General features: G+C 38.2%; 16 protein-coding genes and 5 tRNA genes. All 21 read right to left on the reverse strand.

Annotated elements, in window-relative coordinates:
* Positions 1-23 precede the first annotated feature (23 nt).
* The 21 genes from rpoB to IPM48_13615 all read right to left on the reverse strand — a co-directional run bounded on the left by rpoB (position 24) and on the right by IPM48_13615 (position 21,306).
* Positions 24-3,845, reverse strand: coding sequence for a DNA-directed RNA polymerase subunit beta (gene rpoB / locus IPM48_13515; GenBank protein ID MBK9272605.1), 3,822 nt, complete (start codon positions 3,843-3,845; stop codon positions 24-26).
* Between the two features lie 149 nt (positions 3,846-3,994).
* Complete coding sequence (gene rplL, locus IPM48_13520; protein ID MBK9272606.1) at positions 3,995-4,372, reverse strand: 50S ribosomal protein L7/L12; 378 nt, start codon at positions 4,370-4,372, stop codon at positions 3,995-3,997.
* A gap of 68 nt (positions 4,373-4,440) precedes the next feature.
* A complete protein-coding gene (locus IPM48_13525; protein MBK9272607.1) occupies positions 4,441-4,977 on the reverse strand; it encodes a 50S ribosomal protein L10 in 537 nt (178 codons plus the stop codon).
* Positions 4,978-4,995: 18 nt separating this feature from the next.
* Positions 4,996-5,688 (reverse strand): 50S ribosomal protein L1, encoded by a 693-nt coding sequence (locus IPM48_13530; protein ID MBK9272608.1) that lies wholly within the window; start codon positions 5,686-5,688, stop codon positions 4,996-4,998.
* 63 nt (positions 5,689-5,751) lie between these two features.
* Complete coding sequence (gene rplK / locus IPM48_13535; protein ID MBK9272609.1) at positions 5,752-6,201, reverse strand: 50S ribosomal protein L11; 450 nt, start codon at positions 6,199-6,201, stop codon at positions 5,752-5,754.
* Positions 6,202-6,212: 11 nt separating this feature from the next.
* Positions 6,213-6,761 carry a transcription termination/antitermination factor NusG gene (nusG, locus tag IPM48_13540; protein MBK9272610.1) on the reverse strand — a complete coding sequence of 183 codons (549 nt, stop codon included), beginning with the start codon at positions 6,759-6,761 and terminating at the stop codon, positions 6,213-6,215.
* Between the two features lie 17 nt (positions 6,762-6,778).
* Complete coding sequence (secE, locus tag IPM48_13545; GenBank protein MBK9272611.1) at positions 6,779-6,967, reverse strand: preprotein translocase subunit SecE; 189 nt, start codon at positions 6,965-6,967, stop codon at positions 6,779-6,781.
* Positions 6,968-6,982: 15 nt separating this feature from the next.
* Positions 6,983-7,055 (reverse strand) — tRNA-Trp (locus IPM48_13550).
* 50 nt (positions 7,056-7,105) lie between these two features.
* Entirely contained in the window at positions 7,106-8,302 is a 1,197-nt protein-coding gene (tuf, locus tag IPM48_13555; GenBank protein MBK9272612.1) for an elongation factor Tu, read from the reverse strand.
* A 58-nt stretch (positions 8,303-8,360) separates the two neighbouring features.
* Positions 8,361-8,432, reverse strand: a tRNA-Thr gene (locus tag IPM48_13560).
* Between the two features lie 114 nt (positions 8,433-8,546).
* Positions 8,547-8,619: transfer RNA gene (locus IPM48_13565), tRNA-Gly, on the reverse strand.
* Between the two features lie 139 nt (positions 8,620-8,758).
* Positions 8,759-8,841: transfer RNA gene (locus IPM48_13570), tRNA-Tyr, on the reverse strand.
* Positions 8,842-8,868: 27 nt separating this feature from the next.
* Positions 8,869-8,941, reverse strand: a tRNA-Thr gene (locus IPM48_13575).
* A gap of 94 nt (positions 8,942-9,035) precedes the next feature.
* Positions 9,036-9,341 (reverse strand): HPF/RaiA family ribosome-associated protein, encoded by a 306-nt coding sequence (locus tag IPM48_13580; protein ID MBK9272613.1) that lies wholly within the window; start codon positions 9,339-9,341, stop codon positions 9,036-9,038.
* Between the two features lie 30 nt (positions 9,342-9,371).
* A complete protein-coding gene (locus tag IPM48_13585; protein MBK9272614.1) occupies positions 9,372-10,265 on the reverse strand; it encodes a tyrosine-type recombinase/integrase in 894 nt (297 codons plus the stop codon).
* A 56-nt stretch (positions 10,266-10,321) separates the two neighbouring features.
* Positions 10,322-10,516, reverse strand: a complete 195-nt coding sequence (locus IPM48_13590) for a 30S ribosomal protein S21 (GenBank protein ID MBK9272615.1) — start codon at positions 10,514-10,516, stop codon at positions 10,322-10,324.
* Positions 10,517-10,635: 119 nt separating this feature from the next.
* Positions 10,636-11,961, reverse strand: a complete 1,326-nt coding sequence (locus tag IPM48_13595) for a SusD/RagB family nutrient-binding outer membrane lipoprotein (protein ID MBK9272616.1) — start codon at positions 11,959-11,961, stop codon at positions 10,636-10,638.
* A gap of 17 nt (positions 11,962-11,978) precedes the next feature.
* Positions 11,979-15,257 (reverse strand): SusC/RagA family TonB-linked outer membrane protein, encoded by a 3,279-nt coding sequence (locus tag IPM48_13600; protein MBK9272617.1) that lies wholly within the window; start codon positions 15,255-15,257, stop codon positions 11,979-11,981.
* A gap of 340 nt (positions 15,258-15,597) precedes the next feature.
* A complete protein-coding gene (locus IPM48_13605) occupies positions 15,598-17,055 on the reverse strand; it encodes a RagB/SusD family nutrient uptake outer membrane protein (protein MBK9272618.1) in 1,458 nt (485 codons plus the stop codon).
* Positions 17,056-17,096: 41 nt separating this feature from the next.
* Complete coding sequence (locus IPM48_13610) at positions 17,097-20,285, reverse strand: SusC/RagA family TonB-linked outer membrane protein (protein MBK9272619.1); 3,189 nt, start codon at positions 20,283-20,285, stop codon at positions 17,097-17,099.
* A 307-nt stretch (positions 20,286-20,592) separates the two neighbouring features.
* Positions 20,593-21,306, reverse strand: coding sequence for a pyridoxine 5'-phosphate synthase (locus IPM48_13615; protein MBK9272620.1), 714 nt, complete (start codon positions 21,304-21,306; stop codon positions 20,593-20,595).

Here is a 21,306-nt window from a genome sequence, read left to right on the forward strand (position 1 = left end):
CACTGGTTTAAAAAGTAATCAAATTAAGATTCAAATTTAACATCAAGCACCAAACCTCTGAGTTCGTGGATCAAAACATTAAATGATTCCGGAATATTCGGCTCAGGAAGATTTTCACCTTTTACAATGGCTTCATAAGTTTTTGCCCGACCAACAATATCATCTGATTTTAAAGTGAGCAATTCCCGCAAAATGTTAGCAGCACCAAATGCTTCAAGTGCCCAAACCTCCATTTCTCCAAATCTTTGACCTCCAAATTGGGCCTTTCCGCCAAGCGGTTGCTGGGTAATAAGAGAGTATGGTCCAATGGATCTGGCGTGCATTTTGTCGTCAACCATGTGAGACAATTTCAACATGTAGATAACACCAACTGTCGCTTGCTGATGGAATTTATCTCCAGTCTCACCATCAAAGAGAAATGACTGACCAAATTCAGGAAGCTCAGCTTTCTTAATAAATGCATCAATGTCCTGAATGGTGGCACCATCAAAAATGGGAGTGGCAAAGTGCATCCCTAATTTTTTTCCTGCCCAACCCAAAACAGTTTCAAATATTTGCCCAAGATTCATCCTAGAAGGTACGCCCAAAGGATTGAGTACAATATCTACCGGAGTTCCATCTTCCAGAAATGGCATATCCTCTACCCTAACAATTCTGGAAACAATTCCTTTGTTTCCATGTCTTCCAGCCAGTTTATCACCGACCTTAAGTTTCCTCTTTTTGGCAATATACACTTTGGCTAGTTTGAGTACGCCTGTCGGCAACTCATCTCCAATGCTAATATTGAATTTTTCACGCTTAAATCTCCCCACTTCCTCACTTACTTTAATGTTAAAATTGTGAAGAAGTCTCGCAATCAAATTATTCTTCTCTTCATCTTTGGTCCAGTTGGCATAATCAACTTTTACAAAATCAAGCTTTTTCAAAGAAGCAGGTGTAAATTTGGTTCCTTTGGAGACCAACTCTTCTCCATAAATGCTTTTAACACCATTTGAAATCTGATCCTTTACAATTTTAAGCATTTTATCCATTAATTCGATCTTCAATTCATTGAGGATAATTTCATGCTTATCTTCCATTCTTTGAAGCAAATCTTTTTCTTGCTGTTTCTGAAATTTGTCTTTTTTCGCTCTTGCATAAAGTTGTTTATCAATAACAACTCCATCAATGGAAGGAGGAACTTTAAGTGATGCATCTTTTACATCACCAGCCTTGTCACCAAAAATAGCGCGAAGTAATTTTTCTTCAGGTGTAGGATCAGTCTCCCCTTTCGGTGTGATTTTACCAATTAAAATATCACCTTCTGCAACATGAGCTCCAATTCTGATGATACCATTTTCATCCAGGTCTTTGGTAGCTTCTTCACTTACATTCGGAATATCATTTGTCAATTCTTCCTCCCCAAGTTTTGTGTCCCGTACTTCCAATTCAAAACTTTCAATATGTATGGAAGTAAAAACATCTTCTTGAATGACTCTTTCAGAAATAACAATGGCATCTTCAAAATTATAACCCTTCCATGGCATAAATGCCACCTGAAGATTGGTACCCAATGCAAGTTCTCCAGATTCCGTGGCATAACCCTCGCTCAGAATCGTACCCAGATGAACCCGATCACCTTTTTTAACGATCGGTTTCAAATTGATACAGGTCGCCTGATTCGTTCTTGAAAACTTGGTTAAATTGTATTCTTTAATATTCTCTTCAAATGAAACTAAATTCTCTTCATCATTGCGATCGTAACGAATAATAATGCGATTGGCATCCACAAACTCAACCACTCCCTCACCTTCCGCGTTGATGAGCATTCTTGAGTCAAGTGCCACTTTGCCCTCTAAACCAGTTCCAACAATAGGTGCCTGTGGTTTAATGAGAGGCACTGCCTGTCGCTGCATGTTAGAACCCATCAATGCTCTGTTGGCATCATCGTTCTCAAGGAATGGTATAAGCGAGGCGGATACTCCGACTATTTGGTTGGGGGCAACGTCCATAAATTCCAAATCGCCTGGCTCGAACAAAGGAAATTCTCCATGTTCTCTACCTTTAATTTGATCAATTTGGAATTCACCCTTTTTATTTACTGGGACATTGGCCTGGGCAATTCTGGCGTAGTCTTCTTCTTCTGCACTTAAATACTTTATATTGGCATTAATGAGGACTTTACCATTTTCAACTTTCCAGTATGGGGTTTCAAGAAATCCCATCGAATTAATTTTGGCATGCACACAAAGAGTGGAAATCAAACCAATATTTGGTCCTTCAGGAGTCTCTATCGTACAGAGCCTACCATAATGACTGTAATGCACATCCCTGACCTCGAATCCTGCTCTTTCTCTGGAAAGTCCTCCTGGTCCTAATGCCGAAATTCTTCGTTTGTGGGTAATTTCTGACAAAGGATTCGTTTGATCCAGGAATTGACTCAATTGACTCGTTCCAAAAAATGAATTAATTACTGAAGAAAGTGTCCTGGCATTGATCAGATCAATGGGTGTAAATACTTCGTTGTCCCTTACATTCATTCTTTCTCGAATGGTACGAGACATTCTCGCCAATCCAACACCAAACTGAGCAAATAATTGCTCTCCAACGGTTCGTACCCGTCTATTGGACAAATGGTCTATATCATCTAATTCTGCCTTTTGATTAATAAGAGAAACAAGGTATTTTACGATTGAAATAATATCTTCCTTGGTCAACACCAATACATCATCAGAGACATTCATGTTTAGTCGATTGTTAATTTTATATCGACCAACTTCTCCAAGGTTGTATCTTTTATCTGAGAAAAAAAGCTTATCAATAATTCCCCGCGCTGTTTCATCATCTGGAGGGTCACTTCCTCTTAATTGTCGATAGATATGTGTAACGGCCTCCATTTCCGAGCTTGACGGGTCTTTTTGAAGCGTATTGTAGATAATGGAATAATCCTCTTCTATATCTTCTCTTTGGAGAATTATGGTATCCACCTCAGCTTCAGAAATCAGTTTTATATTATCTTCATCCAGAATTGTATCTCTTTCCAGAATTATTTCATTTCTTTCAAGAGTAACCAATTCGCCAGTATCTTCATCGACAAAATCCTCAGTCCACCTTCGCAGAACTCTTGCTGCAAGTTTCCTCCCTATAGCCGATTTGAGACCTTTCTGTGTGGCTTTTATCTCTTCAGATAAATTGAAAAGCGCCAGAATTTCCTTATCTGTATCATAACCTATGGATCTCAACAAGGTGGTGACTGGAAATTTCTTTTTTCGGTCAATGTAAGCATACATGACCATATTAATATCTGTTGCGAATTCCATCCAAGCACCCTTAAAAGGGATGACCCTGGCTGAAAATATTTTTGTTCCGTTTGGATGGTATGACTGGCTAAAAAATACACCGGGTGATCTGTGAAGCTGCGAAACAACAACTCTTTCTGCACCATTAATAACAAAAGTGCCCTTTGGAGTCATGTAAGGAATATTCCCCAAAAATACATCTTGCTCAATGGTTTTAAAATCGACATGTTCCTCATCATTGCAAGATAATCTCAATCTTGCTTTTAAAGGAACACTGTATGTCAACCCTCTTTGTACACACTCATCAATATCATATCTTGGAGGATCCACATAATAATCAAGAAATTCCAGAAGGAAAATATTTCTGGCATCCATGATCGGGAAATTCTCTTTAAACACTTTGAACAAGCCTTCGTTGGCTCTTCGGTCAGGTGTTGTTTCCAACTGGAAGAATTCCTTAAATGACTTTAATTGAATTTCCAAAAAATCCGGATAGGATGTGTTGAGAGAAGTTTTCGAAAAATTATGTCTAATTCTTGAATTTGTGTTAGCTATGCTTACAGACATTTGTTAAAATTTTAGGCAAAGGCCTTAATAAAAAAAATCAATATACAAAAACACAAAAAGGCTTAGGTCATGAGTGAAACACCAATGACCCAAGCCGTTCAAATTGTATTCCTTTTGCTTTTAAAAGGCATACTTTGATCGTGAAACAATTACTTTATTTCAATTTCTGCTCCGGCAGCTGTCAAAGCCTCCTTCAAAGAATTTGCTTCTTCTTTAGATACTCCGGTTTTAAGTGAAGACGGAGCTCCATCAACTAAGTCTTTTGCTTCTTTCAAGCCTAAGTTAAGGATATTTTTAACTTCCTTAATAACGTTAAGTTTGTTTGCTCCTCCTGATTTCAGGATCACATCAAACTCTGTTTTTTCAACAGCAGCGGCAGCCTCACCAGCAGCAGGTGCTGCAGCAACAGCGACAGCGGCAGCAGCCGGCTCAATACCGTATTGTTCTTTTAATACTGAAGCCAATTCGTTAACCTCTTTTACTGTGAGATTTACAAGTTGTTCAGCCAAAGCACTTACATCAACCATGATTTTGATTTTTTCTTAATGAATAATAATTTTATAATAAAAGCGCAAGCTTGGAAGCCATTTTAAAATTAGGAATTAGACTCAGCTCTTTCCTGCAAAGTTTTTACCAATCCACCGATCGTCGATCCACCACTTTTCAATGCATTAACGACTCTTGAGATTGGTGACTGAAGCAACATGATAACTTCACCCACCAAATCTTCTTTGGATTTAAGTTTTAACAGAACTTGGATTTGGTCATCACCCGTATAAACATCTGAATCAATATACGCTGCTTTGAGAACAGGTTTTTGATTCTTCTTTCTGAACTCATCCAAAAGTTCAGCTGGAGATTTCGCGTTTTGAGTAAATAAGATGGATGTGGGCCCTTCTAATACTGAATAAACAGAATTAAATTCTCCATTTTTCTCAATACTTTGTAAGGCTTTTTTAGCAAGTGTATTTTTCACTACTTGCATTTCAATTCCTTTTTCAAAACACAATCTTCTAAATTGATTGACTTGCTCAACCGTTAATGTAGATGAATCCGTGATGTAAAAGAACTGAGCATCCGAAAATTTATCTTTTAATTGCTGAATGGCAGCAGATTTTTCTTCTCTAGTCATGTCTTGTTGATTAACAGATTAATGAATAACTTTAGGGTCCACTTTAATACCAGGGCTCATGGTAGAAGCAATGGCAATGGATTTAAAATAAGTTCCTTTCGAAGTAGAAGGTTTCAATTTTTGGATAGCAGTCAACAATTCTTCGGCATTCTGCTTGATTTTTTCTGAAGAAAATGAAACCCTGCCTATCGAAGCGTGAATGATACCAAATTTATCTACCCTAAATGCAATTTTACCTCCTTTCACTTCATTGACAGCAGCACCTATATCCATCGTCACTGTTCCAGTCTTGGGGTTTGGCATCAATCCTCTTGGTCCCAAAATCCTTCCGATTTTACCCAGTTTGGCCATAACAGTAGGCATGGCAATGATAACGTCTATATCCGTCCAACCGCTTTCAATTTTTTGGAGATATTCGTCCAAACCAACAAGATCTGCACCTGCGTTTTTTGCCTCTGCTTCTTTATCGGGTGTGCACAAGACCAAGACGCGCTTGGTTTTACCAGTGCCATTTGGCAAAGTGACGGTACCTCGAATCGCCTGGTCGGGTTTCCTTGGATCGACACCAAGGCGGATGTGCAAATCAACTGAAGCATCAAATTTTGCAGTATTGGCCTCTTTAACCAAAGAGGATGCTTCATCTAAATTGTAGAGTTTTGTCGAATCTACCAGCGAGTTTGCTTTTTGCCTTTTTTTTGCAATTTTAGACATAAATTAAATTTTTGAGGTATTGCGCGAATAATTTAAAGATCGCTTCCTCTATGAACAATAATATTAATTTTCTTCTCCCCATGGAGGTGTGCCAGATACTGTTAATCCCATGCTTCTTGCTGTGCCAGCCACCATTCGCATAGCAGACTCCAAACTAAAAGCATTCAAATCCGGCATTTTGATTTTAGCGATTTCTTCCACCTGATTCCAACTAACTGATCCAACTTTTTTTCTATTTGGCTCTGCGGATCCTTTGGCAACCTTAGAGAGCTCAAGGAGCTGAATCGCTGCAGGAGGAGTTTTCACCACAAAATCAAATGATTTGTCTTTAAAAACAGTGATGACTACGGGCAATAATTTACCTGGAGTATCTTGGGTTTTTGCATTGAATCTCTTGCAAAATTCCATAATGTTAACGCCCTTAGAACCAAGAGCAGGACCAACAGGAGGAGCTGGATTCGCCTGACCACCTTTTACCTGAAGTTTAATAAAAGTTTCTATTTCCTTAGCCATAAGACTATTTTTTAATTTGCTTTTTCGACCTGCATAAAGTTTAACTCAACTTCGGTGCCACGTCCAAATATTTTTACAATTACTTTCAATTTTTTCTTTTCCTCATTGACGTCCTTTACATCTCCAACAAAATCGTTAAACGGACCATCAATAATCTTTACTGTTTCGCCAACAATAAATGGCTCAATCATCATTTCACCAGCTTCCTGAGACTCATCTACTTTTCCAAGCATCCTATTTGCCTCTACCTGAGTCATTGGAATCGGATTATTTTTTCCCAGAAAATGAATAATATCAGGCAGATTGGCAATGTGCTGAACGATTTCTGCACTAAATTTTGAACTCTCTGCTTCTACCAACAAATAGCCAGGAAGTATATTTCTTTCTAAAATAACTTTCTTGCTGTTTCTGATTTTATACACTTTTTCAGAAGGCACGATAACCTGTGTAATAATTTCGGACCAACCAGACCGCTGAATGTCAGCGATAAGTCTTTCCCTAATTTTTTTCTCTTTTCCGCTTATTACACGAAGAGAATACCATTTTTTTCCTTCTGACATGCTTTAACTTTGAAAACTTATAGGTTATACACAAAATCAAGCACTCCATTTGATACCAAATCCATGACAAGAATAATCAATGAAATGATAATTGAAGCAACAATAACCACTCGGGCGCTGTCCAACAAGTTTGGCCAGGTTGGCCAAGTTACTTTGTCCATCAACTCATTATAACTCTCTTTCAGATACAATACAAACTTGTCCATTTTATCTTTTTGTTGCACGGGCAGAAGGACTTGAACCCTCAGCCTACGGTTTTGGAGACCGTCGCTCTGCCAGTTGAGCTATGCCCGTATGAAAAGACTCCGCAAGTTTTAGCTCGCGGAGTCATATAAACAAGATTTTTATTCAATAATTTCTGTTACCTGACCAGCCCCAACTGTACGTCCACCTTCGCGGATCGCAAAACGGAGACCTTTTTCCATGGCTATCGGGCTTAAAAGAGTTACTTCCAATGAGACGTTATCACCAGGCATCACCATTTCAACACCAGCTGGCAACTGGCATTCCCCTGTCACATCTGTGGTTCTGAAATAAAACTGCGGACGATATCCTTTAAAGAATGGAGTATGTCTACCACCTTCGTCTTTGGAAAGCACATAAACTTCACACTTAAATTTCATGTGTGGTTTAACTGAACCAGGGGCGCAGATAACCATTCCTCTTTTGATATCATCTTTTTCAATACCTCTCAAAAGTAGTCCTGCATTATCACCAGCTTCACCTCTGTCAAGAAGTTTTCTAAACATTTCTACACCAGTTATAGTAGATGTTAGAGGTTTTTCACCTGGTTTCATCATACCCACCAATTCCACACCTTCTCCAACCTTGATAACTCCTCTTTCTATTCTACCAGTTGCAACTGTACCCCGACCTGTTATAGAAAAAACATCTTCTACAGGCATAAGGAAAGGTTGATCAATAAGTCTCACGGGTTCTGGAATTTGAGAATCAACGGCATCCATCAATTCGTAGATTGCTTTTTTACCTGATTCTTCTCCTTCCAATGCTTTGAGGGCGGATCCTCTAATCACGGCAGCATTGTTCCCATCAAATTGATATTTGTCCAAAAGTTCTCTCACTTCCATTTCAACAAGTTCTAACATTTCAGGATCATCTACAAGATCCACCTTGTTCATAAAAACAACAACTTTTGGAACGCCAACCTGACGAGCTAGAAGTATGTGCTCTCTGGTTTGTGGCATTGGGCCATCCGTAGCAGCAACTACCAAAATAGCACCATCCATTTGGGCCGCTCCCGTAACCATGTTTTTTACATAGTCTGCGTGACCTGGACAATCCACATGCGCATAATGTCTGCTTTTGGTTTCGTACTCTACGTGGGCGGTATTAATTGTAATACCTCTCTCCTTTTCCTCAGGAGCGTTGTCGATTGAATCATAATCCTTTTTCTGAGCAAGACCTTGTTCAGCCAAAACTGAAGTAATTGCTGAGGTTAAAGTTGTTTTACCGTGGTCAACATGGCCAATCGTGCCTATGTTGACGTGTGGTTTGGACCGGTTGAAAGTTTCCTTTGCCATTGGATACTATTTTACTTGTTTTAAAAACTGTTATTGAATAAAAAATTAATCTTGTTTGAGCCAATGAAGGGAATTGAACCCTTGACCCCTTCCTTACCATGGAAGTGCTCTACCCCTGAGCTACATTGGCTTATGGTAAAGAACCCCATAAAGGAGGATCTTTTCAATCACAACTACTTTTAGATTATGATCTTAAAGTCAATTTTATCCATTATAAATATAATTTCAAAAATTGTTCTGTTTGAGCGGGAGACGAGACTCGAACCCGCGACCCTTAGCTTGGAAGGCTAATGCTCTACCAACTGAGCTACTCCCGCATCTTGTTAAAATACAGTGTACTTGTAAATCAGGTCTTTACCTGATTTTGAACACTGATATTAAGTTTATTAAATTTGATTTATTCATTAGGTTATTTATAAACAACCCTATAAAAAATCAATTCATTTAAAATACTTGTGGGGGTGATTGGACTCGAACCCATTCAGTCATAGACACCAGATTTACAGTCTGGCCCGGCTCTCCAACTCCGGCGCACCCCCTTCATCTATAATTTAAAAATTATAAAGAGCCAGTGGACGGACTCGAACCCCCGACCAGCTGATTACAAGTCAGCTGCTCTACCAACTGAGCTACACTGGCAAATAAAAAAACAGGGGCATACCTTTACACCCTCTAAAAAAGAGATGCAAAGATAAAACATATTTTAATAAGCCAATACTTTTTTTGTTGGCGTTTAGTGTTTTTCCTGGAGCTTTTCTTTCTCTCTAACAATCTGCCTTTTAAGTGTTTGATAGACAAGATTAAATGCAACTTCAAAATCGGGTCCACTCTCTTTAAACATCAAACTTTTACCTGCGATGTTAACAATTATTTCAACTACCTTTTTCTTTAAATTACCAAACTGACTGGTTTTAAGGTAAACCTCAATTTTCGTTTTTACCTTACTTAGTTGACTTTCAAGCTGTTTAAGTTTTGACTCCATTTTCAAAATTAATTCTTGATCAACTTCTACGCGCATTGCCTGAATTCTGAGTTCCATTGACAAATTTTTATAAGGTGAATAAATATTTCATTTGGTATTCGATCCACTTCTGGGATGAAATTCATTGTAGTTTTCTATAAGCTGAACCATTGAGGTATGGGTATAAATTTGTGTGGCATTTAAGCTTGAGTGGCCTAACAACTCTTTGATCGCCACAATATCAGCTCCAGAATCCATCAGGTGAGTGGCAAAGCTGTGTCTTAGCTTATGCGGGTTGCGTTGTTTCACCAAAGTGTAATTGGCCAAAATCCTATCCACAATTCTCTGAACCATCCTTGGATACACAGGCTTTCCTGAATTCGTTAAAAAAAACTCTTTTCCCATTCCATTAAACAATTCAGATCTTATTAACAAATAACGTTGGATCTTATCAATTAGTTCGTTTGTGATTGGAATAATTCTGACTTTTTTTCCTTTGCCAAGAACAACTATTGCTTTCCTAGAATAATTGACACTATCACACTGAAGTCCTATTAACTCAGCTCTTCTGATCCCTGTTTCGTACAATAGTATCACCATCAACACATCCCTTAATTTTTCAAATTCCTGCGGAAGTAGCTCCCAGCTTCTATAAAGTGCTTTCATGTCAGTCACCGGAATTATTTCTGGCAGGGATTTCCCAATTTTGGGGCTTTTTATGGATACTGCAGGATTGGCTGAAACAATCGACCTCAATTTACAATATTTGTAAAATGCTTTAAGGGAGGATAATTTTCGTTTGATGGTCTTGAAATCATTTCCGGATTCTGCAAGGGCAGCCATCCAGGAACGAATAAAGACTCCGTTTGCATTTTCAATGGACAATCCTTCGGGCAAGAAATTGGAAAACTGGTTTATATCCGTCTCGTAAGCCTGGGTCGTATGTTGAGAGAACTGTTTCTCAAAAGAAAGGTAGTGTAAAAAAGATTTTAAAACATCCAAACTCTAAAATTTAGAGCTAAGATAGTCTAAAACATCAATATAAATATTATAAAAAATTATAACTCGTGCTGGGCAATATAAGCTTCTTTAAATTGAGCTTTTAAGATTTCTGATCTTCTTAGAACGGATGGTTTTACGAAGTGTTTCCTTCTTCTCAACTCCTTCATAGTTCCGGCTTGTTCAAATTTCTTTTTGTACTTTTTAAGAGCCCTATCGATTGATTCTGATTCTCTTACGTCAATTATGAGCATATTTGATCTAAAATTTTAGGGTGCAAAGATAAAAATAAATTCAATTATTGAGCTAAAAATAAAAGTGGCTTGTTAAGAATTGTCTAACAAGCCACTTGGATTATTTTATGAAAAGTGGATTACTGGTTGTCCCACCAAACTCGTGTATAAATGTTTACCACATCCGGTGAGGGGCAATTCCTGTTGTAAAATACTTCGGTTTCTGGATAAGGAAGTCTTCTTGGAATTCTTGTTCCAGAATTTGGAGTAAGAGAAGGAATGTCAGTTCTTCTCCAGTCGGCAAATACTTCAGGATCCAGATACAATGCAATATACTTTTGGGTCATAATCATTTCTAATGTCAAATTATCAGCTCCGTTGGCTACAGTGGTTTGCGCAATATAGGCATTGTACTGATCAACAGTAATATTTGCATCAACAAATGACAATTTGATACCTCTTAAATAATCATCATAGGCAGCAGTTTTATCATTGGTTCGAAATTTAGCTTCTGCTGAAATGAATGCAGCTTCCGTACTTGTTAAAAAAGGCATGGCTCTGTCAGGAGTTAAGATTGGGTGATTTTCATTCAAAGGAGCACCGTAAGTTGTACTTCTTGGATCTGAAAACTGAGTGAGCAAATCTGAGTACCGGGTTCCAATGGCTATATCATTCCTTTGCTGATTGTATTGAAACCATGGCCCATTTGCAGTAGAAGCAGCTCCATACACAATTTTTGCATCATTTCCTTCTGCAATGGCACCATTGTTAATTGCTTGTAATACTGCGTTGTAATCACCACTTCTTTTTGCCAATCTAAGTTTAGCCCTTGCATCTAATGTATTCACGAAAGCAAGCCATTTGCTTGGGTCTCCAGCATACACCAAATCTGCATTTGCGCCTGGATTGGTGGGTGACTTCGGTTTTCCAAGCTCTGTTTTGGCTGAACTAATTAAGCGGTTAATCTCTCCAAAAATACTTTCCTGGGTATCAAATTTAGGTTGAGATATTTCAAGCCCCTTCAGGGCTTCTGAATAAGGGATGTCTCCAAAACAATCTGTAAGAAACAATAAAGTATAGGCCTCTAATGCATCGGCAATTCCAAGATACGTGTAAGCCGTTGCGGGATCGGTAAATTTCCTCAATTCCTTAATGTTATTTAGAACTTTTGGGTACAGCAAATGTGACCACATATTGTCCACATTGCTGCCGACCAAAGTATAGTTGTTGTATGCAACAAATTGTCTGCTAACTCCCGTCAAATGCTGAGTAAATAACCCCAGGTATCTAGAACCATCTCCCCAATAACAATAGTTGAGAGACAGCTGGATCGTAGGTAATAATTCAGCTGGAGTAACTGCTACAGGAGAATTGGGATTTGTATTGGAATCCTCAAAATACTTGGTACACGAACCAAGTACGAGTACCAGTCCAATCATTAATAATTTTATTGATATCTGTTTCATTTTTTCTAACTTTTAAATTAAAATTTAAGATTTAATGTAACTCCATAACTTTTTGTGTTAGGGCCTTGGAAATAATCCAATCCTTGACCATTGGAATTTGATCCAACTAAGCTGGTTTCAGGATCGATACCGGTGTACTTAGTAGATAACCACAAGTTTTGGCCAGATAAAGTAATGGATGCATCTCTGAGCAATCCAAGTTTTGCAATATTCCTTGGAAAAGTATAGGTCAATGCAATATTCCTAAGTCTAATATAACTTGCATCTTCAATAAAATCTTCCGCGACGATTCCGAATCCTCCGCCATTATCCGTGTACCAATCTTGATCCAATGTTGTTTCAATGGTATTTTTTGTTTCTGTAATTACGATATTTCCGTTTGCATCGATTCTGCCGTTCACGCCGTCAAAAACTTTCTTCTCTCCTCTGTTTTCAGTTTCCTTTGACACCCCGAAGAAAGTCAATGCGCCCCTGGTTCCATTCCACATATCACCTCCTGATTTAATGTCAAATAGAAATGCCAAATTCCAGTTTTTATAGGTAAAAGAATTATTTATTCCCAGTAAAAAGTCAGGATTTGGATTGCCAAGAACTCTTTGCAAAGGATCTGCCAACGGCTTTCCGTAGTAAAAACTATTTGGATCATCATCGATCACCAAGTTGCCATTGTTGTCCCTTAGCCATGCGCCTCCATAAATTTGCGCGTATTCAAATTTCCGGATGATCTTGCCATTTGCATCTTTTTCAGGTGCTAAATTGTACACAGCAGAGCCTGTAAATCCATCCAAATAAATTTGATCAACATCATCAGAAATCGACAACACAAATGTTTTCCATTTGGTAAAGTTAAAACCCAAATTCCAATCAAAATTTGCTGTTTTAATAGGAACAAGATTCAAAGAAATGTCTGCTCCGGTTGTTTCCAATTCTCCAGAGTTGATGGTTGCCCTTTGAAAACCTGTTGATGCACTCACTGGAACTGTAACGATTTGATTGGTTACGTTTCTCCTATAGACGGAAACATCCAAATTGAGTCTATTGTTAAAAAATCTAAGATCCAAACCGCCCTCAATCTCATTGGCCAGCGATGGTACGAGATCAGTTGCCCCCAAGGCATTGTCTTTAATAAATCCTGTTACCGCACCTTTAAATGGAAATCCAATTCCATTTGTCCAACCGTCATTAAGGTCATTTATAGTAAGGGTTGTTGGTGGAACTGTAAAGTTGGTTGATGTAAGATATGCTGCTGGTGCTCCTGCACCAATGGATGCATAAGACAATCTCAATTTACCGAAGTCCATTTTAGGAATTTTCACTAATTCGCTAAACACAAATCCAAGTGAAACTGATGGATAAAACACAGAAATTTGTCCCAGATCAACAGGCTCATCCGGCACAACCAAAGAAGAAAGGTAATCCTGCCTTCCTGTTACATTTAGGAAAAGATAATCTCTAAATCCTAAAGAGGCGTTTCCAAAAAATCCCAAAGTCTTACTATTGGTCAATGTCCTCACGGTACTAATGGTAGAAGCATTGCCCAGGTTTGGAAATCCGGCAAAGCTAAATCCATCTCCTTGAATATAGTTGTTGGTCAATTGGCTTTCATACAAGTTTGATCCAAGGGTATATTCCAAAGAAAAATCATTGGATAATGCACCTTTACCGCTTGCTGTAAAATAAAGATCCAAATTGCGGAACAGGTAGGTGTCATCAAAAATTCTACCTGCTGGAAATGATCTAGAATTAATCTCAAAACTCTGAACCCGATTGTCTGCATAATTGTCCATTCCAAGATTGGTACCTAAGGTAAACCAGTTATGAAATTCATAAGACAATGAAATTCCCCCTAAAAGACGATTGACATTGTCATTAAATGGGTTATTTCTTACCACCCAATATGGGTTGTCATATCCCCCACCGCCACGATAGTTTCTTTGTCTTCCATTGGGCAGATAAATTGCTTCTCTTCGAGTAATCGCATCAGCACCATAACCATTGCTATTGTCAAAACTCATCGGTGTTCTCAACAATCCCAACATCAATCCTGAGATATTTGAACCCTGTTGTGTTCTTTGTCCACCAGAATTAATGTAGTTGAAACGGAAGTTTAGATTTAATTTATTATTGACCAATTTGCTTCCCATATTTCCACCTATATTGGTTCTCTTGAAATTATTCAAGGGGGTAATTCCATTTTCTGAAAGATGGCCAGCAGAAAGTCTAAAATTTAAAAGTTCAGTTCCACCTGAAAAACTGATGTTATTGTTATAGGTTGAACCGCCTTGAAAAAAATCATATTTGTCATAAGGTGAAAACTTGGTTCTGGCGTCTGGATTGGATGCGCCTACCAAATTACCATTCTGATCATAAGGATTTGTTGTAGCACCATCCCAAAACATGGTATCAGCTAAAGGGCCCCAACTTAAAGATTGACCAGTTGCTGGTCCATTGTACAATCCGTTCACACCCTGGAGGTATTTATTTTGAAATTCCGGCAATTTATTGTAGGACGAAAATCTAGCCGTTGAATTAAAATCAATGTTCAATTTACCAGCAGAATTTTTCCCTTTTTTAGTGGTAATCATAATTACCCCATTGGCCCCTTCAGCACCATACAGGGCCGAAGCCGCACCACCTTTAAGGACAGAAACACTTTCAATATCATCAGGATTGATGTCAATTCCCCTGTTTGAATTGGATACACCAGCTAAAGACCTTTCAGAGTGATTTTCAGCATTGCTGATTCTAACACCATCAATCACCAATAATGCTTCATTATTGCCATTAAAAGTTTTAGCACCTCTCAACACCATTCGCGTTGGGGCACCGGCATTTCCGCTGGATTTAATCGCCTGTAATCCAGCAACTTTACCAGATAAAGCTTCTAAAGCACTAACCGTATTGGATTGAGTAATTTCATCCCCGGTTACAGATTGTACTCCGTACCCCAAAGATTTTTGCCCTCTGCTGATACCCAGGGCTGTTATAACGGCTTCTTGCAGTAAAACTCCCTCTTCCAAAGAAATATCGACCATGTTGCTCACACCAAGATTTACCTCCTTAGTTTTAAATCCAGTGTAACTAACAACCAACATCGTTGTACCTTCTGGAACCGATAGCGAATACATCCCATTGACATCTGTAATTGTCCCAATGGTCGTTCCTTTTACCACCACATTGGCGCCTATTACAGGGCTGCCAGAATTATCAGTGATGGTGCCCTTCACCATCCGCTGAGCCTCCATGACCCCTAGAACAGTGAAAAATAACAGAAAAACAAGATAAATTTTCTTCATATCGTTTTGTTTTAAAATTTCAGATAAAATGGTTGTAATCCGTTATTAAGTGTGAATTTTTGAAAAATATACACCTAACCGATTATCTTTTAATAATTTATACATTTTGCAGTAGAGACCATATTAAAATCCAAAAACTATTTTTTTCAAAAATTGATTTAACGTTCACAAAAGTAATATTCAAAATGAATTAATAATTAAATTTAATTGAGGTGAAGAAAAGTACCCGATAAATCATTTAAGAATTAAAATTTAAAATTACAAATATTCTGAAATAATAAAAGGTCGTTATTGTGAATAACGACCTTTTATTGTTATAAATAATTGATCCTAGAAATTATCAATAACCAGGGTTTTGTGCACAAATTTTGTTTGCCAAAATTTCAGATTGTGGAATTGGCCACAAATAAGCTGGGGAGATTGGCTCTACTTCTCTTATATTGCCTTTTGCGGGCAAAGTCATTTGCAACCTTTGGAGATCCATACCTCTGAATCCCTCACCTAACAATTCGATCTGACGTTCAAACAAAATTGCATCTATCAAATCTGCCCCATTCGCAAAATTTGCAGAAGTGTATTCTGTTGCTCCAGCTCTTCTACGCAATTCATTCACCAGTTGGATGGCTCTGTCATCCACGCCCTGGGTTCTTGCCAAAGCTTCAGCAAGATTCAAAAGCACTTCTGCATAGCGAAGTACAGGTGCATAATCCAAATGTTGAGGCCCAGTTGGAAATTTATGCCAGTACTTTTTACCAGAGCTTGCGGTGACAATCATTGCTCTTCTTGTGTCTGCATCTTCCCATTTGGTATTGCTAATGATTCCTGCAGGGTTTAGAGAATATTCACCATTTCCTGTACCCGTATTAAAATAATGACCCAGTCCATTCTGAGTTCCTGGAAGTGTATTTGGAGTAAACGGCATACTGAAAATATTATCAGAAGACCTGTATGGAGATGCAAAGGATGCCGCTACAGTAGCCGGGATTGAATAGGCATTTCCAGATTCAGATTTGAAAGGCGATGCAGTACTGACTATTTTATTTGCTTCTGCAATAACGTTGGAGTAGTCAGCCATATGAAGATAAACTCTGGTTTTAAGAGCAATAGCAGTATTTCTATGGGCTCTGATTACACCGTTCAGGTCAGCCCTTGTCAATGGCAAATTCGCTTCAGCAAAATTCAAATCATCCAGGATCTGTGCGTAAGCCTGCTGATTGGTTGATCTTGCTATATCATTCGTACCAGCTCCAACATTTCCACTGGTGTGTAGGATGATACTCAATTTATCCGTTCCGGCAGAATAAGGATTGCCATATAACTGGCTTAAATAGAAAAATGAAAGTGCTCTTAAAAATCTTGCTTCCGCAGCATAAGCATTTAGTGTAGCATCGGTTGCACCAAGACCCTTCAGCTTTGTTTCATTCGCTTTTAATCCATCAATAAAAACATTGCATCTGTTGATTGCCAAATAGGCATCCACCCATAAATTGGTTACATCATTAACATTAGATGGTTGTACTGTAAAATTCCATACAGAAAATCCGGTTACGTTATTTTGCAATTCATTGATAAAATTTTCACCACGAATTTCATGATACACATAATATCTACCGCCTAAAAAGTTTCCACTTCTCACGCTATTGTACAATCCTCTTGCTTGAAGCTCAACCCGATCCATGTTATCAAATACGGTCAAATCAGAGAAGTCGGTTACCGGTGCCAAATCCAAGAGTTCATCCCGGCAGGACATCAACAAAAGTGAAGTAAAAAACAACAAATAAAATAATATATTTTTCATATTGAATAAATTAGAATTTAAATTAACTGATACATTTAACATTAAAATCCTACCTGAAGACCAATGGTATAGGCCCTTGCCTGACCAACTGAATTTCTATCAACTCCTGGTGCTACGTTTGAACTACCATTGGTAGAAATTTCAGGATCTGATCCAGAATAAGAAGTAAACAACAGAGCGTTTTGTGCCTGTACATACATTCGCAATGAAGCAATCCTAATTTTCGAAGTCAAATTGGAAGGCAATGTGTATCCCAAACTAAGATTCCTGAGTCTGACAAAGTCACCTTTCTCAACATTTTCAGATATTGGTAATGCAGATCCATTGGATACATTGTCATTGAGAATTAATCTTGGGATCGTACCGTTTTTATTTTCAGGAGTCCAGCGATCCAATACATCGGTGTGGTTGTTCCAAAATCTCATGTCTCTCAATCCAGCTTTTGTACCATTATAGATATAATTTCCTCCCTGGAATTGGAACATAATACCCAGATCAAAATTAAAAATTCTAAAATTATTATCCAATCCACCAAAATAAGTGGGTAAAGTAGGGCCCATCACAACACCGCTATTTGCAATGGTCGGTGCGGTTGCGCGACCACTGCCATCAACAAATGTCCAGCGGTCAGCCGCTGCGGCAGAATGATCATATTGCACTCTTTTATAAACAAAATTGTCACCTTCCCTGACTCTTAGTAAAAATACACGTCTTCCATTTTCAGGATTTACTCCATCTGTTTGAACAACATAAAGACTTCCTACAGATTCTCCCAATCTGGTAATATTCGTCTGTTCCAAAGTGGCAGTAATTCCAACGATATCAGCATTGTTATTTGCAAGTGCATCCACAACATTCGTCAACGTGCTAAAATTGCCTCCAATTCTCCATTCAAAATTCTGTTTTCTAATCGGAGTAAAAGAAACGCTTAACTCAATGCCGCTATTGGTCATGCTACCAACGTTGGTATTAATCGTATTACCTGGAATACCCTTGGAAGGAGATTGTGGAACAGATAAGATTAATCCATCAATTAAATTTTGATAATAAGCAAATTCTACTTGCAATTTATCTTGCCATAATCCAGCTGAAAATCCAATGTCCAATTTTTTGCTACTTTCCCAAGTCAAATCTGGGTTTCCGACCTGACTAAATTGTAAAGTAGGATTCTCATGATACAAAGTAGAATTAAATAAAGACAAGGATGCATAATCAGCAACGCCATTGTTGCCAACTAAACCATAACTTGCTCTGATTTTAAAGAAATTGATCAAATCACCAATTCCATTTTTCCAATAATTATCCTCACTTAAGACATAACCCAAAGACCCGCCATAGAAGTCGCCAAATTTCTTGCCAGTCGCGAATGCTGAAAAACCATCCCTGCGGTAATTAAATGTTGCGTATAATCTGTCCATAACTCCCACGTTTACCCTGGAGAGAACAGAGCTTAGGTAATTTTCAGTTTGAAAATTAAATGCAGGGTTTATTGTGGTATAGTTGCCTTGAAAAGTTGTGAAAAACTGATCAGAAATTCCGATTCGCTGTGCTCCCCAACGGTCTCTGGAAGTATATTGCTCTTCAGTTCCAGCCAATAATCCAATTTTTACACTGTTGTTCACATTGAAATCGTAGGTCAACAAATTTTGTAAATTCCATCTTCTGAGTTTGTCAAAGGTATTTTCGGCAAATCCATTTTGCGGCTGGCCATCACCATGTCTTGCATCCCAAAATGTATGATTTTCAATGGACAGAACATCTGATCCAAAACTGCTTCTTAGCTTCAATCCTTTAAGTAAGGTGAGTTCTCCAAAAATATTCCCAATAAAATGGTTACCATCCGAATTATGTCGGTTGTTGTCCAATAAAAATGCTGGATTATAGAATCCAATTCGATTGCTACCATTGGCCATTGGACCAATCATGTTGGCACCACCCAAAACAATATTGTAACCGATACCAGCGCCTGGGTCATACGCACCTCTTCCATCTGCCGTTCTGATATAAGGTGAAACGATGGGTGCAGTAATCAAAGGGAGTCTTCCCAACCCGGCAGTAGCGAAGGATTGACCATCCAATGAACCTGTATTTGGTGCCTGGTTGCTTGAAAAAGCATAATTTAAGTTGGTTCCAATTTTCAAGAAATTAAACAATTGGTGATCAAAATTCAACTTGGCGCTGGTTCTGGAAAATTCATTCCCTTTGATCATACCTTCCTGAGCTGTATGTCCAACAGATAAATAATAATTTGACTTCTCATTTGCACCTGAAAAATTTAAATTATGGTTGTGAGAAAGTCCTGTTTGCATAACATAATCATACCAATTGGTATTTACTTGTTCGCCATTGATATCAAGTGAAGGTTTGAAAAAGTCAGCAGCTCCACCCGCATTTACCGAAGCCTCATTTTTAACTAAAAGATATTCATCTGCATCCAATATGTCAAAAAGTCTGACCGGTTGACTCCAACCAACCCAGGCATCATAATTAACAGCAGACTTGCCTTGCTTACCCTTCTTCGTGGTGACTAAAATAACTCCATTCGCAGCTCTTGATCCGTATATTGCAGAAGCAGAAGCGTCTTTGAGAACTTCAATGCTCTCAATATCACCTGGATTTATATTTGTCAATGGGTTGTAAGCCGAAGAGTTATTTCCTGATCTTAAATTTCCCGAGTATGTGGGAATTCCATCAATCACAATAAGCGGTTGAGAGCTTAGATTAATGGAATTTGCACCTCTGATCCGAATCACGGGAGGATTGTTCAATACACCATTTGGTGTTGTAATGTTTACACCGGCTGATCTGCCCTGTAAAGCCTGATCGAATGATTGAATGGGCATTAATGCGATGTCTTCCCCTTTAACCTGAGAAATCGATCCCGTCAAACTGGACTTCCTTTGAGTACCATAACCCACAACAAGGACTTCATCAAGGATTTTTCCTTCTACAATTGAAAAATCAAGGATGTCAGATACCCCAAGATCCAACTCTTTCGATTCGTACCCGGCATAACTTACAACAATTGATTTTGCATCAGCAGGGACATTCAAAGAATATTGACCATCAGAATTGGTAACTGTTCCAATGGCAGTTCCCTTGACGACGACGTTTGCTCCAATCACCGGAGTACCGGAATTGTCAGTGACAGTTCCCTTCACCATTCTCTGCGCCTCAGAGACACCTAGAATAGCAATAAATAGCAGAAAAACAAGATAAATTTTCTTCATATCGCTTGGTTTAATTTAAAAGAATTACGTGTGGTTAAAATTCCAAAATGAAATTGGAATGGATTGAATTTGATTAAATTCTGCTCTAAATAATTATATAGATTTGATAATCAAATATTTTTATATAATATAATTATTGTATATTAATTATAAATTCAATGAACTCGAATTATCCTGTCAAATAATTCAATTGCAAAGTTACCATTACGTCAAAATTATCATAATTTTTTGATAATTTTTTTCTCAATAGTGACTTAATTATCCGAGAAGAAAGTAAATTGAAGGGAATCCGATCGTTTTTATATCTTCAAATAAGCTTCCGGAGATACATGGATATTGTATTTTGTAAGCCAAAATATAAAGCATCACAGATTAAGGCATGGCCGATAGAAACTTCCAATAAGCCAGGCACTTTTTCCCTGTAATACTGTAAGTTATCCAAATTCAAATCATGTCCTGCGTTTAACCCGATTCCAAATCTTTGAGCCTCCAATGCCGTCTGGACATGTGTTTTTACAAACTCTGACTTATTCTTAATGAATCCATTGCTGTAATCACCCGTGTATAATTCTACACGATCTGTACCGGTTTCATATGCCGATTCAATTAGACCGGGATCAGGATTTAGAAAGATGGATACCCTAATTCCTTTTTCTTTGAATTTGCCTACTACGCTCTTGAGAAAGTCAAGATGTTTAATTGTGTCCCAACCACTATTTGAAGTTAGGGCTGTTGGAGGGTCAGGCACCAGGGTAACTTGATGTGGTTGGATTTGAAGAACTTTTTTAATAAATCCAGGGCTCGGAAAACCCTCAATGTTAAATTCACCCAATATAACTTCCTTTAACTTATCCAGATCGTTCGATCTCACATGTCTTTCATCAGGTCTAGGATGCACTGTTATCCCATGAGCTCCAAATTCCTCACAATCTTTTGCCACCTGAACTAAATCAGGTAAATTTGCTCCTCGTGAATTGCGCAACAAAGCTACTTTATTAATATTCACACTTAACTTGCACAT

The sequence above is a fragment of the Saprospiraceae bacterium genome, from assembly GCA_016715965.1.
Classification (GTDB): Bacteria; Bacteroidota; Bacteroidia; order Chitinophagales; family Saprospiraceae; genus Vicinibacter.

Coding starts and splice junctions, on each gene's coding strand:
- IPM48_13525 (MBK9272607.1), bottom strand. CDS start 4,977: ATGACTAGAGAAGAAAAATCTGCTGCCATTCAGCAATTAAAAGATAAA.
- rpoB (MBK9272605.1), bottom strand. CDS start 3,845: ATGTCTGTAAGCATAGCTAACACAAATTCAAGAATTAGACATAATTTT.
- IPM48_13615 (MBK9272620.1), bottom strand. CDS start 21,306: ATGTGCAAGTTAAGTGTGAATATTAATAAAGTAGCTTTGTTGCGCAAT.
- tuf (MBK9272612.1), bottom strand. CDS start 8,302: ATGGCAAAGGAAACTTTCAACCGGTCCAAACCACACGTCAACATAGGC.
- IPM48_13595 (MBK9272616.1), bottom strand. CDS start 11,961: ATGAAACAGATATCAATAAAATTATTAATGATTGGACTGGTACTCGTA.
- IPM48_13600 (MBK9272617.1), bottom strand. CDS start 15,257: ATGAAGAAAATTTATCTTGTTTTTCTGTTATTTTTCACTGTTCTAGGG.
- IPM48_13590 (MBK9272615.1), bottom strand. CDS start 10,516: ATGCTCATAATTGACGTAAGAGAATCAGAATCAATCGATAGGGCTCTT.
- rplK (MBK9272609.1), bottom strand. CDS start 6,201: ATGGCTAAGGAAATAGAAACTTTTATTAAACTTCAGGTAAAAGGTGGT.
- secE (MBK9272611.1), bottom strand. CDS start 6,967: ATGGACAAGTTTGTATTGTATCTGAAAGAGAGTTATAATGAGTTGATG.
- nusG (MBK9272610.1), bottom strand. CDS start 6,761: ATGTCAGAAGGAAAAAAATGGTATTCTCTTCGTGTAATAAGCGGAAAA.
- IPM48_13530 (MBK9272608.1), bottom strand. CDS start 5,688: ATGTCTAAAATTGCAAAAAAAAGGCAAAAAGCAAACTCGCTGGTAGAT.
- rplL (MBK9272606.1), bottom strand. CDS start 4,372: ATGGTTGATGTAAGTGCTTTGGCTGAACAACTTGTAAATCTCACAGTA.
- IPM48_13610 (MBK9272619.1), bottom strand. CDS start 20,285: ATGAAGAAAATTTATCTTGTTTTTCTGCTATTTATTGCTATTCTAGGT.
- IPM48_13605 (MBK9272618.1), bottom strand. CDS start 17,055: ATGAAAAATATATTATTTTATTTGTTGTTTTTTACTTCACTTTTGTTG.
- IPM48_13580 (MBK9272613.1), bottom strand. CDS start 9,341: ATGGAACTCAGAATTCAGGCAATGCGCGTAGAAGTTGATCAAGAATTA.